This is a genomic window from Martinezella sp. CNPSo 3890 (genome assembly GCF_057784455.1).
In genome coordinates, this window is record NZ_JBXSOR010000021.1 from 45,639 (window position 1) to 65,079 (window position 19,441).

A 19,441-nucleotide genomic window follows, 5' to 3' on the forward strand; every position below is an offset into this window, starting at 1 on the left:
TGCACATGATTATCTCGGAGGCAGCCGTCATGACCTCGCCCCTTATCCTCGCATCGTCCAGTCCGTTCCGCCGGATGCTGATGGAAAATGCTGGACTGCATTTTCAGGCTATTGCTGCCGATATCGACGAGCGTGTGATCGAAGCACCCCTGGAAATGGGTGGTGCCAGCCCGGATGCTGTCGCGCTCGTGCTGGCAAAGGCGAAGGCAAAAGAGGTGAGCGATCGCTTCCCCGGATCGCTCGTGATCGGTTCGGATCAGACCATGTCGCTCGGTGCTCAGGTCTTTCACAAGCCGAAGTCGATGGCCGAGGCGGAAAATCATCTGCGGACACTATCGGGTAAAACCCATCGGCTGAACAGCGCCATCGCTTTGGCACGCAACGGCGACATCATCTGGGAGCATGTATCCCACGCCGATCTGACCATGCGGGAGCTGCCGGCCGATTTCATCCATCGACATCTGAGCCGCGTCGGGGAAAAGGCATTGTCGAGCGTCGGCGCCTATCAGCTTGAGGGCGAGGGCATCCAGCTTTTCTCGAAAGTCGACGGCGATTATTTCACCATCGTCGGTTTGCCGATGCTGCCGCTTCTGGAAAAACTGCGAGAGTTGGGGACGATCGATGGATGATTCACGTGAAACACAGAGCGTAAACGCTTTCGTAACGGGTTATCCGGTCCGGCATTCGCGCTCGCCCTTGATCCACGGTTACTGGCTGAAGCAGCTCGGGCTTGCCGGTAGCTACCGGGCACACGAAGTTCCCGTAGAGGCTTTCGAAGCCTTCATCTCATCCTTGAAGGATGGTTCCAGCGGCTTCGTCGGCGGCAACGTCACCATCCCTCATAAGGAAGCAGCCTTCAAGCTCGCCGATAGGCCCGACGAACTTTCGGAAGAATTGGGCGCGTCCAACACCCTGTGGCTTGAAAATGGCAAGCTGCATGCAACGAATACCGATGGCCGCGGCTTCACAGCGAATCTCGACGAGCGTCATCCCGGTTGGGATCGCAATGATCGTGCGGTCATCCTCGGAGCAGGAGGTGCCAGCCGCGCTGTCATCCAGGCGGTGCGCGACCGCGGCTTCAAGGAAATCCATGTGGTCAACCGCACGGTTCAGCGAGCGCAGGAACTGGCGGATCGCTTTGGCGCGAGGGTTCATGCGCATCCGATGGCCGCACTCGGCGAGGTCATGCAGGGTGCCGGCCTCTTTATCAATACGACCTCGCTCGGCATGGATGGCGAAGTGGCACCCCGGATCGATTTCTCTCCTCTTGTGGAAGGCGCCGTCGTCACCGACATTGTCTATGTACCGCTGAAGACGCCGCTTCTCGCTCAGGCCGAGGAGCAGGGCTTCGCCATCGTCGATGGTCTTGGCATGTTGCTGCACCAGGCCGTGCCAGGCTTTGAAAAATGGTTCGGAAAGCGTCCTGCGGTCGATGAAACCTTGAGGGCATTGATCATCGCCGATATGGAAAAGCACTAGCATGATCAGGATCGGACTGACGGGATCGATCGGTATGGGAAAGTCGACCTCGGCGAAACTCTTCGTTGAAGCCGGAATCCCGGTGAACGATTCCGATGCGGTCGTGCATGATCTCTATAGCGGCGAAGCCGTTCCCTTGGTCGAAGCTGCTTTCCCCGGGACAACGGCTGACGGCAGGGTCGATCGGCAGAAGCTAAGCCGAAAGCTTGCTGGCGATCCCTCTGGCTTCAAGCGTCTCGAAGCCATCGTTCATCCGCTGGTCCGCGATCGCGAGCGTCAGTTTCTGGAACGTCAGCGCAAGGCCGGCGCCGATATGGTGGTGCTGGATATCCCGCTGCTCTTCGAAACCGGCGCCGACAAGCGATTGGATAAGATCGTCGTCGTCAGCTGTGATCCACAGATTCAGCGGGAGAGGGTGCTTGCTCGACCGGGCATGACGGAGGAAAAATTCAACATGATTCTCTCCCGCCAGACGCCGGATGCGGAAAAGCGGGCACGCGCCGATTACGTCATCGATACGAGTGGAAGCATCGAGGCGGCCGGCGAACAGGTCAAAGAGATCATCGCGGATCTGCGGCGCAAACAGCAGAGCAAGAAATAGGAAAGCGGAGTTTCGATATGCGCGAAATCATTTTCGATACGGAAACCACCGGCCTCGACAATAGGGCTGACCGTATCATCGAAATCGGCGGCATCGAGCTCTTCAACCATTTTCCGACCGGAAAGACGCTGCACATCTATATCAATCCGGGCGACCGCAAAGTGCATCCCGATGCTCTGGCCGTGCACGGCATTACCGATGAGTTCCTGACGGGCAAACCCCTCTTCGAAACCGTCGCGGACGAAATTCTTGAATTTTTCGGCGACGCCAAATGGATCGCGCACAACGCCACCTTCGACATGGGCTTCGTCAACGCGGAGTTCGCAAGGCTTGGCCGCCCGCCGATCCTGCCCGACATGGTGATCGATACGCTCGCCATGGCGCGCCGCAAGCATCCGATGGGGCCGAATTCGCTGGACGCGCTTTGCCGTCGATACGGCATCGACAATTCGCACCGCACGAAACATGGAGCGCTGCTCGACTCCGAACTGCTGGCCGAAGTCTATATCGAGATGATCGGTGGCCGGCAGACGGCGCTCGGGCTCGGCAGTTTTGTCGGTTCATCGGCGCGCTCGCGCCAGAGTGAGGATGCTGGCGAGGTGGTCGTCGATATCTTTACTCGACCCAATCCATTACCCATTCGGCTGAGCGAGGAGGAGCTTTCGGCTCATGCTGCACTGGTCAGCAAGCTCGGCGCGAAGGGCATCTGGTCCAAATATCGCACATCCGAGTAAATTGCTTTTCTCGCGTACAAAAAGAAATGCCCGGATTGGTGTCCGGGCATTTCTGTTTCCAAGAGATGGAAATCTTAGTTCGGAACAGCCGAAACCTGAGCGCGGGCCTGTTCTTCGGCCATACGCTGCGTGAACATCTGCGCAAAATCGATCGGGTCGATCATCAGCGGCGGGAAGCCGCCATTGCGCGTGACGTCGGCGATGATCTGACGTGCGAAGGGGAACAGCAGGCGCGGGCATTCGATGAAGAGCAGCGGCAGCATGTGTTCCTGCGGGAAGCCGGTCACGCGGAAGACGCCGCCATAAACCAGCTCGGTGTGGAAGAGAACGCGCTCGCCATCTTTGGCTTCGGCACTCAGCGTCAGGACCACGTCGAAATCGGAATCCGACAGCGGGTTGGCGTTGACGTTCACATTGATATTGATGTCGGGAGCATTTTCCCGGGCCTGGAGCGAGCGCGGAGCACCCGGATTTTCGAAGGAAAGATCCTTGGTGTACTGAGCAAGGATGCTGAGGCTCGGGCTGGCTGCACCGTTGCCGTTGGTCTCGTTGGCCATGGGGTGTCCTCTCACGTCTCGATGGGTGTCGCCATCTAGCATTTAGAAAAGGGGCTTACAACCCTTATGGCTCCGGCGCTCCGGAGGCCGTTGTCTAGTCTTCCAGCCGCTTTTGATCCGACCAGGGCGAGTTGCGGTTCGGCTCCCGATGGAAATCGCCTTCGTCGAGATCGACGACGTTTCCGGGTTTGTTCGGCCGGCCTTGCGGTCCGGCGCCCGGGCTTTGCCCGCGGCGGAACGCCCGCGAATTGCCGACGACGACGATGCGCTTGCGCAAAACCTGCCAGGCGAGATCACGTACGGCCGGGATGAAAAGCAGCAAGCCGATGATATCGGAGATGAAGCCGGGCAGCATCAGGAAGAAGGCGGCAACGACGATCATGGCGCCATGCACCATCTCGCGGCCGGGATCGCCGCCGTTGCGGCTTTCGGCCGAGATGCGCTGAAGAATACCGATGCCCTGTATCCTCAAAAGAGCGGCACCGAGTAATACGCTGAGGATGACGAGCCCCAGTGTCGCCCAGACGCCGATCATCTTTCCGACGACGATGAATCCGGCGATTTCAGCCAGAGGCATCAGAAAAACGACGATAGGAAGAAGTGATAGGCGCATGTTACGGTGGTCCTGAGAGCGGGTTTCTTCGCGTAAGCGTTGGTTTCTCGTATATAATAAAGAAACCGGGCCGCTATTTGAATGATAGATCGATGCGGACTATATGGGGACTGATCTTTTAATTTTAACGGTGGTTCCGATACGAGATGGGTGCAAACGACTTTGTGACGATCTTTTTCCTGGTGGCGGCGGTGCTGATCTTCTTTCAGCTGCGCAGCGTTCTTGGCCGCCGCACAGGAAATGAGAAGCCGCCGCGCGATCTCTACGGCTCCGCAGATCCGGTAAACGGCCCGACGCCGCCGGATGCCGGCAAGGTGGTGACCTTGCCGCGGCGCGATGGCACCGAAGAGGAAGACCGTTTTGCCGCCATCGATGCCTTCACCCCGGCCGGCACGCCGCTTAATGATTCGCTGCGCGAAGTGAGCAAAGCCGATCCTTCCTTTAATCCGAAGGAATTCGTCAACGGTGCCCGCATGGCCTATGAGATGATCGTCATGGCCTTTGCCGAGGGCGATCGCAAGTCGCTGAAGGGACTGCTGTCGCGTGAGGTCTATGAGGGCTTCGATGCCGCCATCGCCGATCGCGAAGCCAAGGGTGAAAAGGTCAAATCGACCTTCGTCGGCATCGACAAGGCCGATATCGTCACCGCCGAAGTGAAAGGCACGGATGCCCTGATCACCATGCGCATCATCAGCCAGATGATCTCTGCCACCTACGACAAAGCTGGCACCTTGATCGATGGCGATGCTGAAGCTGTTGCCGAGATCAGCGACCTCTGGACCTTTGCGCGCGACACACGTTCGCGCGATCCGAACTGGAAACTCGTGGCGACCGAATCGGAACAATGACGAGCCCATCGCAGGAATTCAGGCTGGAGCCGGTAACCTTCGCCAATCTGAAGGGCTGGGAGGAGGACGATCCTTCCAGCCTTTTTCGCGCCATGAAGGACTGTCGCACTCACATCCGCGATGTGAAGCCCTATCGCACGGGTGCGGTGGGACTGACGGCCGACGATCTCCTGACGCTCCTCGATGCCGCAGAAGGGAAGGAACCGCGCAATGCGGCAGAAGCCCGTGCTTTTTTCGAGGAGCACTGCCAGCCTTTCTTCATTCGCCGGGATGGCGGTGCCAGTGGTTTCGTGACCGCTTTCTTCGAGCCGGAAATAGCCGTTTCGGCTGTGCCAGACGGAACCTATCGGTATCCCTTCTATCGCAGACCGGATGATCTGATCGATTTGGATGATAGCAACCGGCCCGCCGAAATTGATCCGTCCTACATGTTCGGCAGGCTTCAGGGTGGCGCAATTTCCACCTATCCAGACCGCGGCGAGATCGATCGGGGTTATCTCGAGGGCAAGGGGCTGGAAATTGCCTGGGCGAAATCCAAGGTCGACGTCTTCTTCGTGCATGTACAGGGCGCGGCGCGTCTGCGCTATCCGGACGGGCGCCTCGGCCGCATCACCTATGCCGCCAAGGCTGGTCATCCCTTCTCGGCCGTCGGCCGTTTGCTGATCGACCGTGGGCTGCTGGATCGCACGACGATCTCCATGCAGACGATCCGCGACTGGCTCTACGCACATCCGGAGCAGGTCGATGAAGTCCTCTGGCACAATCGGTCCTATATTTTCTTCCGTGAGGCCGATGTCAGCGATCCCGCTCTCGGGCCGATTGCAGCGGCGAAGGTGCCGCTGCTGGCTGGCCGTTCTCTTGCGGTCGACCGGCTCATTCACACTTTCGGTTTTCCCTTCTTCATTCGGTCTGAAAGCCTGACCCATCTCGATGCCGGCAAGCCCTTCGCCCGGCTGATGCTGGCGCTCGATACGGGTTCCGCTATCGTCGGGCCGGCGCGCGGGGATATCTTTACCGGTTCGGGCTACGATGCAGGCGAGCTGGCCGGCACCGTGCGCAACGATGCCGATTTTTATATACTCATTCCGAAGGCGGCGGCGCAGAGGTTCGGCTGATGGCCCCGGAACGGAAGGACAAGGAACGAAAGCTCAGCGCGGAGGATCGCATCCTCTGGGGTAAGGTCGCCAAGAGCACGCGCCCTATGCCAGGACGCGTGGCTGATATCGAGGCCTTCGAAGCCGCACTGCAGGCAGAAGCCGAAAGCGAGGAACGCACCCGGGCTGCAAAGACGAAACCCGTATCTCCCTCGGCTGAAACGCAGGAAGCCCCGGCGCCGGCCAAGCAGCCCGCCGGTCGTCATCATCCGCTCGAACGTCCCGTCAAACGCAAGATCGCGAGGGGTCATCTGGCGCTGGAGGCGAGGATCGACCTTCACGGCCTCTTCCAGAGCGAGGCCCATGGCATGCTTCTGGATTTCCTGATGCGCGCCCATAGCCGCGGCCTGCGCCATGTGCTCGTCATAACAGGTAAGGGCAGCTCCATGGGCAGCGAGGGGGCGCTGAAGCGTGCCGTGCCGCTGTGGTTCTCCAAACCTGAATTCCGGTTCCTGATTTCTTCCTACGAGACGGCAGCGCAGCATCATGGCGGCGAAGGTGCGCTCTATATTCGCCTGTCGCGCCTGAAAGGGGAGAAGCCTTGACCCCGTTCGGCGAAGCGGTTCGCAAGCTGCGCCTGCGCAAGGGCGTCTCGCAGAAGCAGATGGCGGCTGCGCTGAACGTGACTCCGGCTTATTTATCCGCCTTAGAACACGGAAAGCGTGGTCTGCCAACCTTCGATCTCCTGCAGCGCATCGCCGGCTATTTCAACATTATCTGGGACGAGGCCGAGGAATTGTTCCTGCTCGCACGATTTTCCGACCCGCGCGTTGTCGTCGATACATCCGGGCTTGCACCGGAATATACGGCCTTTGTCAACCACTTGGCGGGCAAGATCCGCAACCTTGACGCGGCAACGATCCGCGAACTGTCAAAGGTTCTGGAAAATGCCGGAAAAACCGGCTGAAAACCGCCTTAATCCCCTGTTTTATACCTGATTTCGGGGCCTTCCGTTTGGAACTTCAGGGTGAAACATCCTATATTCAGGCTAGGAAAAACCGCTGATTCGCAAGGGATCGGCGATATTCTCTAAACGCTGGAAAGACTTCAATAAAATGACCGATATTACCGATAATGGCCGCAATGCCGAATATGGTGCAGATAGCATCAAGGTTTTGAAAGGCCTTGATGCCGTGCGCAAGCGTCCGGGCATGTATATCGGTGACACGGATGACGGCTCGGGTCTGCATCACATGGTTTATGAGGTCGTCGACAACGCAATTGACGAAGCCCTGGCCGGCCATGCCGATATCGTGACGGTGACGCTCAATCCCGACGGCTCCGTTACCGTCACGGACAATGGCCGCGGCATCCCGACGGATATTCACAGCGGCGAAGGTGTTTCGGCGGCTGAAGTTATCATGACCCAGCTTCACGCCGGCGGTAAGTTCGACCAGAATTCCTACAAGGTCTCCGGCGGCCTGCACGGCGTCGGTGTTTCGGTCGTCAACGCGCTTTCCGTCTGGCTGCGCCTGAAGATCCGCCGCCAGGGCAAGATCCATGAGATGAGCTTTACCCACGGTGTTGCCGACGCGCCGCTGAAGGTAACAGGCGATGCCGGCGAAGCCACCGGCACCGAAGTCAGCTTCATGCCGAGTGCCGAAACCTTCACCATGACGGAATTCGATTACGGAACGCTGGAGCATCGCCTGCGCGAACTCGCTTTCCTGAATTCCGGCGTCCGCATTCTCTTGACCGACAAGCGGCATTCCGACGTCAAGCAGGAAGAAATGCTCTATGACGGCGGCCTGGAAGCCTTCGTCTCCTATCTCGATCGCGCCAAGAAGCCGCTCGTCCAGAAGCCGGTATCGATCCGCAGCGAGAAGGACGGCATCACTGTCGAAGTGGCGATGTGGTGGAACGACAGCTACCACGAAAATGTGCTCTGCTTCACCAACAACATTCCGCAGCGCGACGGCGGCACCCATATGGCCGGCTTCCGCGCGGCTCTCACGCGTCAGATCACCTCCTATGCCGATTCGTCTGGCATCACCAAGAAGGAGAAGGTGACGCTGACGGGCGACGACTGCCGTGAAGGCCTGACCGCCGTGCTGTCGGTTAAGGTTCCCGATCCGAAGTTCTCCTCGCAGACCAAGGACAAGCTGGTTTCCTCTGAGGTTCGTCCGGTCGTCGAAAGCCTGGTCAACGAAGCCCTCAGCACTTGGCTCGAAGAACATCCGTCCGAAGCCAAGGTTCTGGTCGGCAAAGTCGTCGAAGCTGCTGCGGCTCGCGAAGCCGCCCGCAAGGCGCGCGAACTGACGCGCCGCAAGGGCGCACTGGATATCGCCTCCTTGCCCGGCAAGCTTGCCGATTGCTCCGAGCGCGATCCAGCCAAATCCGAAGTCTTCCTCGTCGAGGGTGATTCGGCGGGCGGTTCGGCCAAGCAGGGCCGTTCGCGCGAAAACCAGGCCATCCTGCCGCTGCGTGGCAAGATCCTGAACGTCGAGCGCGCCCGCTTTGACAAGATGCTGTCGAGCCAGGAAATCGGTACGCTGATCACCGCCCTCGGCACCGGCATCGGTAAGGATGAATTCAACGCCGAAAAGCTGCGCTATCACAAGATCATCATCATGACGGACGCAGACGTCGACGGCGCGCATATCCGCACCCTGCTGCTGACCTTCTTCTTCCGGCAGATGCCCGATCTCATCGAGCGCGGCCATCTCTACATCGCCCAGCCGCCGCTCTATAAGGTGACGCGCGGCAAGTCGGTGCAATATGTCAAGGATGAGAAGGCGCTGGAAGAGTATCTCATTGGCCAGGGCACCGAAGATACCAGCCTGCGCCTCGGCAACGGCGAAGTCCGTACTGGCCAGGATCTGCGCGAAGCGATCTATGATGCGCTGCGCCTGCGCACGCTGATCGATAATCTGCATTCCCGCTACAATCGCGCCGTGGTCGAACAGGCTGCAATCGCAGGGGCCCTAAACGCCGAAATGGTCAGCGATCCCACGCGGGCGGAAGCGCTCGTCAACGACGTTGCCAAGCGGCTCGACGTCATCGCCGAGGAAACCGAACGTGGTTGGAGCGGTGCTGTGACCGGCGAGGGCGGCCTGCGCTTCGAGCGCACGGTGCGTGGCGTCAAGGAAGTCGTCTTCCTCGACATGGCGCTCATCGGTTCACAGGATGCCCGCCTGATCGACCAGCTCGGCTCGCGGCTGAAGGAAGTCTATGTCACACCGCCGAAGCTTGTTCGCCGCGATGGCGAGACGGAGATTTCCGGTCCCCGCCAGCTACTGGACACGATCTTTGCCAGCGGCCGCAAGGGGTTGACGCTGCAGCGCTATAAAGGTCTTGGCGAGATGAATGCCGAGCAGCTCTGGGAAACGACCCTCGATCCGAACGTGCGCTCGCTGCTGCAGGTAAAGGTCACGGATGCGACCGATGCCGACGGCCTGTTTGCCCGGCTCATGGGCGATGAGGTCGAGCCGCGGCGCGAATTCATTCAGGATAACGCGCTGAGCGTTGCCAATCTCGACATCTGATCGTTTACATCACATGCTAAAAGGGCCCGCCGGATGTTTCGGCGGGCCCTTTTCTTTTCATCGGTTACTTGGCGATGAAGGTGCCGTTGAAAGCAAGTTCCGAAAGTGGTTTGCGCTGGCTCGGCACCTCGCGCTCGCGCAGCTTTTCCGGAAGCTGGTTCTTGTCACCGATCTTGCCAATCGCGACGGCCGCTTCGACGCGGAAGCCATCCGGAATACCGAGGACTTCATAGGATTTCTCGACGTGGAAGCCAGTCATGCCATGGGCTTCATAGCCGGCTAAATGTGCCTGTATTGCCAGGAAACCCCAAGCCGTTCCGGCGTCGAAGGAATGGCTGTAGCTCGGCTTCTGTTCGGCCGAACCAAGCTCGCCGCTGTGGGTGCGGGAAATGACGAAAAGCAGCGCGCCGGCGGATTTCACCCAACCTTGATTGAAGTCGATCAGGACGTTCAAAAACCGATCCCAATGTTCCGAGCCGCGCAGCGCATAGAGGAAGCGCCAGGGCTGCAGGTTCGAGGCGGAAGGTGCCCAATGCGCTGCTTCCAGAATGGTCAGCAGGTCTGCTTCCGGCATCGCCTCGTTGGAATAGGCGCGCGGCGACCAGCGGTCGAGAAAGAGCTTATCGATCGGATATTGGGATTCGCGGCTGTTGCTTGATGTCATGAGGGCTTCTTTCCTTGGAGATGATTGGCCGTGGGCGGTCGAAGCTGGCCGTTGGCTGGTTATGAAAGGGACGGAAACTTAAACTGGAGCAGTCCAGCTCACGTCAAGCTCCTCGCGGAAGGCGAAGCGCTTGAGGTGGTCGGCAACGACGTTCTGCATGCGCTCAAGGTCTTCGGGCTTTTCGACCGTCAGCGTCATGACGAGGGTGCCGGGCTCGGCTGCCAGATCGAGGAAAGTTTCCGCGCTGAACGGCACCTTGCCGACAGCCGCATCGAATTCCACGCTGAAGCGATGGCTCCAATGCTTGCAGAGCTGCTGGAGATAGCGACTGGCATGGTCGGTCCTGACGTGGGAAACGGATTTTGCCATGGGATTTCTCCGATAAACCTGTTCGCAAACGCGTTGTTTGATACATAGAGGCATCTACATTCGCCAGGTAGACAGTCTGTTTCAAGTTTGCGTTATTCCGGTGAAATTCTGTTTCGCTATGCTGAGCGTCGATAGGAACGTGTGCGACGCGGAGATAGAGTCTTGCTGGTAAATGGAAAATGGACTGAGGATTGGCAGCCTGTCCAGGCCAAGGATGAGAAGGGCGGTTTCGTTCGCCAGATTTCGAGCTTCCGCAACTGGGTGACGCCGGATGGCCGGCCGGGGCCGACGGGCGAGGGCGGTTTCAAGGCGGAAGCTGGCCGCTATCACCTCTACGTCGCGCTGATCTGCCCCTGGGCGTCGCGTACCCTGATCGGCCGCAAGCTGAAGGAGCTGGAAGAGGCTATTTCGGTTTCCGTGGTCGAGCCGGCGCTCTCCAATCAGGGCTGGCGGTTCGGCGATTATCCCGGCGCGACAAAGGACCCTATAAACGGCGCTACCTATATGCATGAAATCTACACGAAGGCCGATCCTCACTTTACCGGCCGCGCCACGGTGCCAGTCCTATGGGACAAGCAGAATGGCACGATCGTCAACAACGAGTCCTCAGATATCCTGCGCATGCTGAATGACGGCTTCGGCGATCTTGCCCGCAACGAGATCGATCTCTATCCGGCCGGCAAGCGGGACGAGATCGACAGCTTCAATGCCCGGATCTATCCCGCGCTCAACAACGGCGTTTACCGCGCTGGCTTTGCAACGACGCAGACTGCTTATGAAGAGGCCTTCAATGAGGTGTTCGATTGCCTCGATCAGGTCGAGACGGAATTAGAGGGCAAGGACTTTCTCTTCACCGGGCATCCAACCGAAAGCGATATCAGGCTCTTCGTCACGCTCGTCCGTTTCGACGTCGCCTATCACGGCCTGTTCAAATGCAATCTCCGCCGGCTGTCGGACTATGCCAATCTCCAGTCCTTCTGTCGCCGGATGTTCGATTGGCCGGGTGTTGCCGAAACGGTGAATTTCGATCATATCAAGCGCGGATACTACTCGATTTCGACGCTCAATCCCACCGGTATCGTGCCGCTCGGACCGGCGCTGGACGAGCTGTTCTGATACTCGACCGAGTTCCAAAACCGGTCTAAGGTCCCCTCGTTCGATGGATCAGGGAGGATCGTCATGAACTGGGAAGAGTTCCGGCAGTGGTCGGAGAAAGCGGCACATTGGGGCGCGGATTACCGCGCGTCGCTTCGTGACAGGCCGGTCCGGGCGAAGATGGCGCCGGGCGAAATATCGGCGCATATAGCTGATTCTCCACCGGAATCGGGCGAAGCGATGGAGGATATCTTCAAAGATTTCGAGGATATCCTGGTGCCCGGCATGACGCACTGGCAGCACCCGCGCTTCTTTGCCTATTTCCCAGCCAACGCCGCTCCCGTCTCGGTGGTTGCCGAATATCTGGTCAGCGCCATCGCCGCTCAATGCATGCTCTGGCAGACGTCACCTTCCGCCACCGAGCTTGAAACGAAAGTTGTCGATTGGCTGCGGCAGGCCCTCGGTCTGCCGGAAAGCTTCACCGGCGTCATTCAGGATTCCGCCTCGACAGCAACGCTTGCCGCCGTCCTCGTGATGCGCGAAAGAGCGCTGGACTGGCAGGGCAACAAACGCGGACTTGCGGCCAACAAAGCGGTGCGCATCTATTCGACCGATCAGGTCCATACGTCCATTGACCGCGCCATCTGGATTGCCGGGGTCGGGCAGGAAAATCTGGTGCGGATTCCCTCTGGTGGTCCCAACAAAGCCATGGATCCGAAAGCACTTGCCGATGCGATCGAGCGTGATCGCGCTGCTGGACTGCTGCCGGCCGGCGTCATCGCCTGTGTCGGCGGCACCAGCGTCGGTGCCTGCGATGATATCGCCGCTGTCGTTAAGATGGCCCATGCGCATGGGCTCTACGTCCATGTCGATGCCGCCTGGGCTGGCTCGGCAATGATCTGCCCGGAGTTCCGCACCCTGTGGCACGGCGTCGAGCATGCCGATTCCGTCGTCTTCAACCCGCATAAATGGCTCGGCGCGCAATTCGATTGCTCCGTCCAGTTCGTGCGCGAGCCGGAGACGCTGGTCCGCACGCTGGCGATCCAGCCCGAATATCTCCGCACGCATGGCCATGACGGTATCATCAATTACTCGGAATGGTCGGTGCCGCTTGGGCGCCGCTTCCGCGCGCTCAAACTTTGGTTCCTGTTGCGCTATCACGGCTTGGAAGGATTGCGGACGATGATCCGAAATCATGTGTCCTGGTCGCAGAATCTGGCTAAGCGTCTCGCCGCCGAGCCCGATTTCGAAATCGTCACCGAACCGTTCCTATCGCTGTTTTCCTTCGATCACAAGGCGCCCGCGGGTATCGATCAGGAAAGCCACACCCAGGGGCTACTCAATGCCATCAACAATGATGGCCGCATCTATCTGACGCAGACCCGCGTTGGCGTCAGGTTGGTCATCCGCTTTCAGGCCGGCCAGTTTGAGGCGACGGCTGATGACATCGATATGGCTTTCGATGTCATCGTCGAAATCGCCAGGTCATTATCCCCGAACTAGAAAAGCTGTTTTTCCGGCGCGAAGAGCCGAGCCGTGCTAGGCTCCTCAAAATCGATTGGTGACACTGGTGAATAACTCGTTCATATATGGTGCCAGCAATTTTATCGTAAGAGTAATCTCGTCTTTGAAGATGCAGGGAAGGAAAGTCCATGAAACTGTTGCGTGTTGGCGAAGTCGGTAAGGAAAAGCCGGCGCTTCTGGATAGCGACGGCAAGATCCGCGATCTCTCCGCCCACGTCGCCGATATCGGCGGTGAGGCCATTTCGCCCGCAGGTCTCGCGAAGATCGCAGCCCTTGATCCGAAAAGCCTACCTGAATTGCCGGAAGGCCGCCTCGGTGCCTGCGTTGCGGGCACCGGCAAGTTCATCTGCATCGGCCTGAACTTCTCTGATCATGCCGCCGAAACCGGCGCGACCGTGCCGCCGGAGCCGATCATTTTCATGAAGGCAAGCTCGGCCATCGTCGGCCCGAACGACAATGTGCTGATCCCGCGCGGCTCCGAAAAGACCGACTGGGAAGTCGAGCTTGGCGTCGTTATCGGCAAGACGGCAAAATATGTCAGCGAAGCCGATGCGCTTGATTATGTCGCCGGTTACTGCGTTTCCCACGACGTCTCCGAGCGCGCCTTCCAGACCGAGCGCTCCGGACAGTGGACCAAGGGCAAGTCCTGCGACACCTTCGGTCCGATCGGCCCCTGGCTCGTCACGAAGGATGAAGTCGCCGATCCGCAGAATCTTGGCATGTGGCTGAAGGTCAACGGCAAGATGATGCAGAACGGCTCGACCAGGACCATGGTCTATGGCGTTGCCCATCTCGTCTCCTATCTCAGCCAGCTCATGTCGCTGCATCCCGGCGACGTCATCTCCACCGGCACGCCTCCGGGCGTCGGCATGGGCATGAAGCCGCCGCAGTACCTGAAGCCGGGCGATGTCGTTGAGCTGGGCATAGAAGGCTTGGGCACGCAGCGCCAGACCTTCCTGGCCGACGCGTAAGGCGTGCGAAGCTCAGGAACTTTAACCTTTTGAGATCATTCTTGATGCCGGGGAAGCAATTCTCCGGCGTTTTTTATCGATAAGAACCAATTGTAGTTATGTTGCTCTGCAGCAAAAACTGCTAGGTTGGATTATAGGAAGGATAATGATCGCGCACGAGGAACCGTCATTATCCTGCTGCACAGCGCGACCGGAGGAGCGCCGCAGTGAAGGCAGCGACGCGTGCGCTTCAATGATTTAGGTGATCTGCGCGGCCGAATGCCCTCGCATCACGAAAGGTAAAGCCCCCATGTTTTATCAGTTTTACGAACTCAATCACGCCGCTCTCGCACCCTTTCGCGCCGCGGCGGACATGATGCGCCTGGCCTATGCCAATCCCCTTAATCCCCTTTCGCATACGGTATTCGGCCGCACCTTGACGGCCAGTCTCGAAGTTTTCGAGCGCACCACCCGGCGCTACGGCAAGCCGGAATTCGGCCTTCCGGAGACGGTGATCGACGGCAAACCGGTCTCGGTTCACGAAAAGATCGTCTGGAAGAAGCCCTTCTGCAATCTCATCCATTTCGAGCGCAGCCTGCCCGCCGGCCACAGCGCCGATCCGCGCATCCTGATCGTCGCGCCGATGTCGGGCCATTATGCGACGCTGCTGCGCGGCACCGTGGAAGCACTGCTGCCGGGTGCCGATGTCTATATCACCGATTGGATCGATGCCCGCATGGTGCCGATGACTGAAGGCACCTTCGATCTCGACGACTATATCGATTACGTCATCGAGATGCTGCACCACCTCGGGCCGGATACGCATGTCGTCGCCGTCTGCCAACCGTCGGTGCCTGTCCTAGCCGCCGCTGCTGTGATGGAAGCGGCGGGTGATCGCCTGGCACCCTCATCCATGACGCTGATGGGTGGCCCGATCGATACCCGCATCAATCCGACGGCGGTCAACCAGCTTGCCAAGGAAAAGCCGCTGGAATGGTTCGCCGACAATGTGGTCATGAACGTGCCCTGGCCGCAGCCGGGCTTCATGCGGCCGGTCTACCCCGGCTTCCTGCAGCTTTCCGGCTTCATGTCGATGAACCTCGACCGACACATGATCGCGCACAAGGACTTCTTTGTGCACCTCGTCAAGAATGACGGCGAACCGGCGGAGAAGCACCGCGATTTCTACGATGAATATCTGGCGGTCATGGATCTGACGGCGGAATTCTATCTGCAGACGGTCGATCAGGTCTTCATGAAGCATGCGCTGCCAAAGGGCGAGCTGATGCATCGCGGCGAGCGCGTCGATCCCTCAGCTATTCGCAACGTCGCGCTTCTAACCGTCGAAGGCGAAAACGACGATATCTCCGGCGTCGGGCAGACGCATGCGGCGCAGACCATCTGCACCAATATCCCCGACCATATGCGCATGCACTACCTGCAGCCGGATGTCGGCCACTACGGCGTCTTCAACGGCTCGCGCTTCCGCCGCGAAATTGCGCCGCGCATCCTGGCCTTCACCCGCGAACATGCCCGCACCGGCCGGTCGGTGGTCAAGCGGGTCATCAAGGGCGGAAAATCCGCTTGAAAGAAGTAAGATCAAATAGATAGGGCAGTTCGGAACTTGTTGATGAGCCGAACTGCCCTACTATGCAAAATATTAGCTTTTGTTGAATTATCCGCGCCGATTCAAGCACTTGTCCGATTCCATCAAGCGATCCCATTGAAGCCTCACGAATAGGTTACCATCTCGATTCCGGCGGTACCGCAGAGATGATCGGGCCGTTTACCGCGCCGCGCGTCCTTGGAACGCGCTGAGATGCAGGTAGAGCTTTAAAAACCGCGCAGAAGCCTGACCATTGACCGGTGTCGGTCGAGGGGCAATGCGCCGTGCGAGGATACCTGACAATGAACCAATCTGCATTGCTTCGCCCGGATTGGACTCCGGCTACTATTGCCCTGATGGTGCTTGGCTTCGTGGTCTTCTGGCCGCTTGGCTTCGCCATGCTCGCCTATATTCTCTTCGGAGAACGTTTGCGGGAATTCAAACGGGATGTGAATGAAAGGACCGACGGCATGTTTGCTGGCTGCGGACGCTATCGCAATCGTCATCGCCATTCCTTTTCCTCCACCGGCAACGTCGCCTTCGACGACTGGCGCCGGGCAGAGCTTGAGCGCCTCGAACAGGAGCGCCGCAAGCTGGACGAAATGCGCGCCGAATTCGATGCTTATGCTCGCGAACTGCGCCGCGCCAAGGATCAGGAAGAATTCGACCGCTTCATGCGCGAGCGCAACAGCGTCAAGCGCAATGACAATGGCGGCTCGCCAACCGAGTTCAAGACGCCGTGACGGGAGTTCCGTCACGAGGTCAAAACCGGCATCGCTCGATGCCGGTTTTTCTTTGCCAGAAATCCCCGCGAATCATATAAAACTGCCTCATGTTTCCGCTGCTCTCCAGACCCCGCAAACCGCAAGCCAAGGTGGCCGCACCGGAAACGCGTACGCTCGATGTTGCCGGCCGGTTGATGCCCCTGACGATCCGCCAGCACGAGCGCGCCACCCGCATCACGCTCCGGATCGAGCCTGGCGGGCGATCGCTGAAGATGACCATCCCGCGTGGCCTGGCGGCACGCGAGGTCAATGCCTTCCTCGATAGGCATCAGGGTTGGCTGCTGACCAAGCTCGCGAAATTCTCCGTCGACAACAGCCTGCGCGGCGGCAGCGAAATCCTCCTGCGCGGCGTGCGCCACCGGATCGAGCACACCGGAACCTTGCGGGGCCTCACCGAAGCCATCGTCGTCGAGGGCGTTCCGGTGCTGCGCGTCAGCGGCATGCCGGAACATGCCGGCCGTCGCATCGCCACTTTCCTGAAGAAAGAGGCCCGCGCCGATCTAGAAAAGCTCGTGACTGTCCACGCCAAGGCCATCCGCGCCAGCGTCACGTCCGTCACCATGAAGGATACCCGCAGCCGTTGGGGCTCCTGCTCCTCGCAAGGGAACCTGAGCTTCTCCTGGCGCATCGTCATGGCGCCGCCCCTGGTCATCGATTACCTCGCCGCCCACGAAGTCGCACATTTGCGCGAAATGAACCATGGCCCGCGCTTCTGGGCGCTCTGCCGCAAACTCTGCCCCGATATGGACGAGGCCAAAGCCTGGCTGAAGCGCCACGGCAGCCAGCTGCATGCGATTGATTTTGATTGAGCTGCATAGAGGTGCGCAAGGCAATCGCATATAGGCAGGTTGGCCCATCATCCGTCCTCTCACAGTTCGCTTCGCTCAACTGTTCGAGTCCACCTTCTCCCCGCACGCGGGGCGAAGGAGTTTTGCCAGAGTGCCCCTCTTCCCGTCAAAACGGGGAGAGGGCTGGGTGAGGGGCACTTTCTATTTCATATACGGTGGCCTTGGAGCCACGCAAAAATCCCGCCAACGTCGCCTTTAGGCTCGACTCTTGCGAAATTTCGTGTCACTCCGCTGCCATGAACCCCGATATCAAAATTTGTGGTCTGAAGACGCCGGAGGCGGTGGATCGTGCTCTTGAGCGCGGTGCTACCCATATCGGCTTTATCTTCTTTGAAAAAAGCCCGCGCTATATCGAGCCGGATCTCGCCGGCGAGCTTGCCGAGCGCGCGCGCGGCAAGGCGAAGGTTGTCGCCGTCACGGTCAACCCGACCAATGACGATCTCGATGAGATCATGTCGCTCGTGAAGCCGGATATGCTGCAGCTCCACGGCAATGAGAGCCCCGAGCGTGTCTTGACCATCAAAGCGGTCTATAATGTCCCCGTCATGAAGGCCATGTCGGTGCGAGACGCCGACGATCTAAAGCGGGTGGAATCCTATATCGGCATTGCCGACCGCTTCCTGTTCGACGCCAAGCCGCCTGTTGGCTCGGAGCTGCCGGGCGGAAATGGCGTATCCTTCGATTGGAGCCTGATGAGTTGGGTCGACGATCGGGTGGACTATATGCTGTCCGGCGGTGTCAACAAGGACAATGTCGCCGAGGCACTGGCCTCCACCAAGGCCAGCGGTATCGATCTCTCCTCGGCGCTGGAAAGTGCGCCTGGTGTGAAGGATCTCGGCAAGATCGACCAGTTTTTCGACGCTTTTGCAGAAGCATGTCTGCCGGAACCGGCAGCAGGGAGTAGAAAGTGAACCAGACGCCTAAACTCAATTCCTTCCGCTCCGGCCCCGACGAGGATGGCCGTTTCGGCATTTACGGCGGACGTTTCGTAGCCGAAACGCTTATGCCGCTGATCCTGGATCTCCAGGAGGAATGGGCGAAGGCGAAGGACGATCCGGCCTTCCAGGCAGAGCTGAAGGCTCTCGGCACGCATTACATCGGCCGTCCCAGCCCGCTTTATTTCGCCGAGCGCCTGACGGCCGAGCTTGGCGGCGCCAAGATCTACTTCAAGCGTGAAGAGCTGAACCACACCGGCTCGCACAAGATCAACAACTGCATCGGCCAGATCCTGCTCGCCAAGCGCATGGGCAAGACCCGCATCATCGCTGAAACCGGCGCCGGTCAGCATGGCGTGGCCTCGGCGACGGTTGCCGCCCGCTTCGGCCTGCCCTGCGTCGTCTACATGGGCGCGACCGATGTCGAGCGCCAGGCGCCGAACGTCTTCCGCATGAAGCTCTTGGGCGCCGAGGTTGTTCCGGTAACGGCCGGCAGCGGCACGCTGAAGGACGCGATGAACGAAGCCCTTCGCGACTGGGTCACCAATGTCGACGACACCTATTATCTGATCGGTACGGCCGCCGGCCCGCATCCCTATCCGGAAATGGTTCGCGATTTCCAGGCCGTGATCGGCACCGAAGCCCGCGCGCAGATCCTGGAGGCCGAAGGCCGCTTGCCGGATCTCGTCATAGCGGCTGTCGGCGGCGGCTCGAATGCCATCGGCATCTTCCATCCGTTCCTGGATGACGAGGGCGTCAAGATCGTCGGCGTCGAAGCCGGCGGCAAGGGCCTGCAGGGTGATGAGCATTGCGCCTCCATCACCGCCGGTTCGCCCGGCGTGCTGCATGGCAACCGCACCTACCTGCTGCAGGACGGCGACGGCCAGATCAAGGAAGGTCATTCGATTTCGGCCGGCCTCGATTATCCCGGCATCGGCCCGGAACATTCCTGGCTGAACGATATCGGCCGCGCCGAATATGTGCCGATCATGGACCATGAGGCGCTCGAAGCCTTCCAGACGCTGACGCGCCTCGAAGGCATTATCCCGGCGCTCGAGCCGAGCCATGCGCTCGCCGAAGTGATCAAGCGCGCCCCCAAGATGGGCAAGGATGAGATCATCCTGATGAACCTCTCCGGCCGTGGTGACAAGGACATCTTCACCGTCGGCAAGATTCTGGGAATGTGAGTTAGAC

The 19,441-nt window shown here is 59.4% G+C and carries 21 protein-coding genes; 17 read left to right on the forward strand and 4 right to left on the reverse strand.

The features are described 5' to 3' along the window. The first annotated feature begins 29 nt into the window (after nucleotides 1-29). The 4 genes from AC13RC_RS30360 to dnaQ are packed head-to-tail and all read left to right on the forward strand — an operon-like array spanning nucleotide 30 to nucleotide 2,814. On the forward strand, nucleotides 30-629 hold the full coding sequence (locus AC13RC_RS30360; protein WP_113389661.1) for a Maf-like protein: 600 nt from the start codon (nucleotides 30-32) through the stop codon (nucleotides 627-629). Continuing rightward, nucleotides 622-1,479 (forward strand): shikimate dehydrogenase, encoded by an 858-nt coding sequence (locus tag AC13RC_RS30365; RefSeq protein WP_113389660.1) that lies wholly within the window; start codon nucleotides 622-624, stop codon nucleotides 1,477-1,479. Before AC13RC_RS30360 ends, AC13RC_RS30365 begins: the two co-directional genes overlap by 8 nt. Before the next feature lies 1 nt (nucleotide 1,480). After that, nucleotides 1,481-2,080, forward strand: coding sequence for a dephospho-CoA kinase (coaE, locus tag AC13RC_RS30370; protein WP_113352857.1), 600 nt, complete (start codon nucleotides 1,481-1,483; stop codon nucleotides 2,078-2,080). A gap of 17 nt (nucleotides 2,081-2,097) precedes the next feature. Next, nucleotides 2,098-2,814, forward strand: a complete 717-nt coding sequence (dnaQ, locus tag AC13RC_RS30375; protein WP_113389659.1) for a DNA polymerase III subunit epsilon — start codon at nucleotides 2,098-2,100, stop codon at nucleotides 2,812-2,814. A 74-nt stretch (nucleotides 2,815-2,888) separates the two neighbouring features. Here dnaQ and secB read toward each other — a convergent pair whose 3' ends face one another. Next, nucleotides 2,889-3,371 carry a protein-export chaperone SecB gene (gene secB, locus AC13RC_RS30380; RefSeq protein ID WP_069613913.1) on the reverse strand — a complete coding sequence of 161 codons (483 nt, stop codon included), beginning with the start codon at nucleotides 3,369-3,371 and terminating at the stop codon, nucleotides 2,889-2,891. Between the two features lie 94 nt (nucleotides 3,372-3,465). Next, nucleotides 3,466-3,984, reverse strand: a complete 519-nt coding sequence (locus AC13RC_RS30385; protein WP_113333428.1) for an FxsA family protein — start codon at nucleotides 3,982-3,984, stop codon at nucleotides 3,466-3,468. 146 nt (nucleotides 3,985-4,130) lie between these two features. Here AC13RC_RS30385 and AC13RC_RS30390 point away from each other — a divergent pair, with 146 nt between their 5' ends. The 5 genes from AC13RC_RS30390 to gyrB all read left to right on the forward strand — a co-directional run bounded on the left by AC13RC_RS30390 (nucleotide 4,131) and on the right by gyrB (nucleotide 9,471). After that, complete coding sequence (locus AC13RC_RS30390) at nucleotides 4,131-4,832, forward strand: Tim44/TimA family putative adaptor protein (RefSeq protein ID WP_113333427.1); 702 nt, start codon at nucleotides 4,131-4,133, stop codon at nucleotides 4,830-4,832. After that, on the forward strand, nucleotides 4,829-5,947 hold the full coding sequence (mltA, locus tag AC13RC_RS30395; RefSeq protein ID WP_113395796.1) for a murein transglycosylase A: 1,119 nt from the start codon (nucleotides 4,829-4,831) through the stop codon (nucleotides 5,945-5,947). The genes AC13RC_RS30390 and mltA overlap by 4 nt, the downstream gene beginning before the upstream one ends. Beyond that, nucleotides 5,947-6,531, forward strand: a complete 585-nt coding sequence (locus tag AC13RC_RS30400) for a Smr/MutS family protein (RefSeq protein WP_113352861.1) — start codon at nucleotides 5,947-5,949, stop codon at nucleotides 6,529-6,531. Before mltA ends, AC13RC_RS30400 begins: the two co-directional genes overlap by 1 nt. Further along, nucleotides 6,528-6,893: a helix-turn-helix domain-containing protein gene (locus AC13RC_RS30405; RefSeq protein ID WP_113333424.1), complete on the forward strand. Its 366-nt coding sequence runs from the start codon at nucleotides 6,528-6,530 to the stop codon at nucleotides 6,891-6,893. The genes AC13RC_RS30400 and AC13RC_RS30405 overlap by 4 nt, the downstream gene beginning before the upstream one ends. A 148-nt stretch (nucleotides 6,894-7,041) precedes the next feature. Further along, nucleotides 7,042-9,471: a DNA topoisomerase (ATP-hydrolyzing) subunit B gene (gyrB, locus tag AC13RC_RS30410; RefSeq protein ID WP_488559472.1), complete on the forward strand. Its 2,430-nt coding sequence runs from the start codon at nucleotides 7,042-7,044 to the stop codon at nucleotides 9,469-9,471. Between the two features lie 64 nt (nucleotides 9,472-9,535). Here gyrB and AC13RC_RS30415 read toward each other — a convergent pair whose 3' ends face one another. Then, nucleotides 9,536-10,135: a nitroreductase family protein gene (locus AC13RC_RS30415; protein ID WP_113395797.1), complete on the reverse strand. Its 600-nt coding sequence runs from the start codon at nucleotides 10,133-10,135 to the stop codon at nucleotides 9,536-9,538. 78 nt (nucleotides 10,136-10,213) lie between these two features. After that, nucleotides 10,214-10,504, reverse strand: coding sequence for a DUF2218 domain-containing protein (locus tag AC13RC_RS30420; protein WP_113333421.1), 291 nt, complete (start codon nucleotides 10,502-10,504; stop codon nucleotides 10,214-10,216). 162 nt (nucleotides 10,505-10,666) lie between these two features. On the opposite strand from AC13RC_RS30420, the gene AC13RC_RS30425 reads away from it, so the two are divergent. From AC13RC_RS30425 to trpB, 8 genes are all read left to right on the forward strand, one after another. Next, on the forward strand, nucleotides 10,667-11,620 hold the full coding sequence (locus AC13RC_RS30425) for a glutathione S-transferase family protein (RefSeq protein WP_113395798.1): 954 nt from the start codon (nucleotides 10,667-10,669) through the stop codon (nucleotides 11,618-11,620). Between the two features lie 63 nt (nucleotides 11,621-11,683). Beyond that, nucleotides 11,684-13,102 (forward strand): pyridoxal-dependent decarboxylase, encoded by a 1,419-nt coding sequence (locus tag AC13RC_RS30430; RefSeq protein ID WP_113395799.1) that lies wholly within the window; start codon nucleotides 11,684-11,686, stop codon nucleotides 13,100-13,102. Nucleotides 13,103-13,251: 149 nt separating this feature from the next. Next, nucleotides 13,252-14,094 carry a fumarylacetoacetate hydrolase family protein gene (locus AC13RC_RS30435; protein ID WP_488559473.1) on the forward strand — a complete coding sequence of 281 codons (843 nt, stop codon included), beginning with the start codon at nucleotides 13,252-13,254 and terminating at the stop codon, nucleotides 14,092-14,094. Nucleotides 14,095-14,383: 289 nt separating this feature from the next. Beyond that, nucleotides 14,384-15,661: a polyhydroxyalkanoate depolymerase gene (phaZ, locus tag AC13RC_RS30440; protein ID WP_113333417.1), complete on the forward strand. Its 1,278-nt coding sequence runs from the start codon at nucleotides 14,384-14,386 to the stop codon at nucleotides 15,659-15,661. Nucleotides 15,662-15,981: 320 nt separating this feature from the next. After that, entirely contained in the window at nucleotides 15,982-16,422 is a 441-nt protein-coding gene (locus AC13RC_RS30445) for a DUF2852 domain-containing protein (protein WP_113333416.1), read from the forward strand. Nucleotides 16,423-16,511: 89 nt separating this feature from the next. Continuing rightward, nucleotides 16,512-17,273: a M48 family metallopeptidase gene (locus tag AC13RC_RS30450; RefSeq protein ID WP_113389652.1), complete on the forward strand. Its 762-nt coding sequence runs from the start codon at nucleotides 16,512-16,514 to the stop codon at nucleotides 17,271-17,273. Between the two features lie 275 nt (nucleotides 17,274-17,548). Beyond that, nucleotides 17,549-18,223 carry a phosphoribosylanthranilate isomerase gene (locus tag AC13RC_RS30455; RefSeq protein WP_069613928.1) on the forward strand — a complete coding sequence of 225 codons (675 nt, stop codon included), beginning with the start codon at nucleotides 17,549-17,551 and terminating at the stop codon, nucleotides 18,221-18,223. After that, the gene (gene trpB / locus AC13RC_RS30460) at nucleotides 18,220-19,434 is read left to right on the forward strand and encodes a tryptophan synthase subunit beta (RefSeq protein ID WP_113352870.1); all 1,215 of its coding nucleotides are present in this window, start codon (nucleotides 18,220-18,222) and stop codon (nucleotides 19,432-19,434) included. The genes AC13RC_RS30455 and trpB overlap by 4 nt, the downstream gene beginning before the upstream one ends. The last annotated feature ends 7 nt before the right edge of the window (nucleotides 19,435-19,441 follow it).

Excerpts from the sequence above, each read along its gene's own strand:
- AC13RC_RS30360 (WP_113389661.1), top strand. The coding sequence starts at position 30 with ATGACCTCGCCCCTTATCCTCGCATCGTCCAGTCCGTTCCGCCGGATG.
- AC13RC_RS30365 (WP_113389660.1), top strand. The coding sequence starts at position 622 with ATGGATGATTCACGTGAAACACAGAGCGTAAACGCTTTCGTAACGGGT.
- coaE (WP_113352857.1), top strand. The coding sequence starts at position 1,481 with ATGATCAGGATCGGACTGACGGGATCGATCGGTATGGGAAAGTCGACC.
- dnaQ (WP_113389659.1), top strand. The coding sequence starts at position 2,098 with ATGCGCGAAATCATTTTCGATACGGAAACCACCGGCCTCGACAATAGG.
- secB (WP_069613913.1), bottom strand. The coding sequence starts at position 3,371 with ATGGCCAACGAGACCAACGGCAACGGTGCAGCCAGCCCGAGCCTCAGC.
- AC13RC_RS30385 (WP_113333428.1), bottom strand. The coding sequence starts at position 3,984 with ATGCGCCTATCACTTCTTCCTATCGTCGTTTTTCTGATGCCTCTGGCT.
- AC13RC_RS30390 (WP_113333427.1), top strand. The coding sequence starts at position 4,131 with ATGGGTGCAAACGACTTTGTGACGATCTTTTTCCTGGTGGCGGCGGTG.
- mltA (WP_113395796.1), top strand. The coding sequence starts at position 4,829 with ATGACGAGCCCATCGCAGGAATTCAGGCTGGAGCCGGTAACCTTCGCC.
- AC13RC_RS30400 (WP_113352861.1), top strand. The coding sequence starts at position 5,947 with ATGGCCCCGGAACGGAAGGACAAGGAACGAAAGCTCAGCGCGGAGGAT.
- gyrB (WP_488559472.1), top strand. The coding sequence starts at position 7,042 with ATGACCGATATTACCGATAATGGCCGCAATGCCGAATATGGTGCAGAT.
- AC13RC_RS30415 (WP_113395797.1), bottom strand. The coding sequence starts at position 10,135 with ATGACATCAAGCAACAGCCGCGAATCCCAATATCCGATCGATAAGCTC.
- AC13RC_RS30420 (WP_113333421.1), bottom strand. The coding sequence starts at position 10,504 with ATGGCAAAATCCGTTTCCCACGTCAGGACCGACCATGCCAGTCGCTAT.
- AC13RC_RS30430 (WP_113395799.1), top strand. The coding sequence starts at position 11,684 with ATGAACTGGGAAGAGTTCCGGCAGTGGTCGGAGAAAGCGGCACATTGG.
- AC13RC_RS30435 (WP_488559473.1), top strand. The coding sequence starts at position 13,252 with ATGAAACTGTTGCGTGTTGGCGAAGTCGGTAAGGAAAAGCCGGCGCTT.
- phaZ (WP_113333417.1), top strand. The coding sequence starts at position 14,384 with ATGTTTTATCAGTTTTACGAACTCAATCACGCCGCTCTCGCACCCTTT.
- AC13RC_RS30445 (WP_113333416.1), top strand. The coding sequence starts at position 15,982 with ATGAACCAATCTGCATTGCTTCGCCCGGATTGGACTCCGGCTACTATT.
- AC13RC_RS30450 (WP_113389652.1), top strand. The coding sequence starts at position 16,512 with ATGTTTCCGCTGCTCTCCAGACCCCGCAAACCGCAAGCCAAGGTGGCC.
- AC13RC_RS30455 (WP_069613928.1), top strand. The coding sequence starts at position 17,549 with ATGAACCCCGATATCAAAATTTGTGGTCTGAAGACGCCGGAGGCGGTG.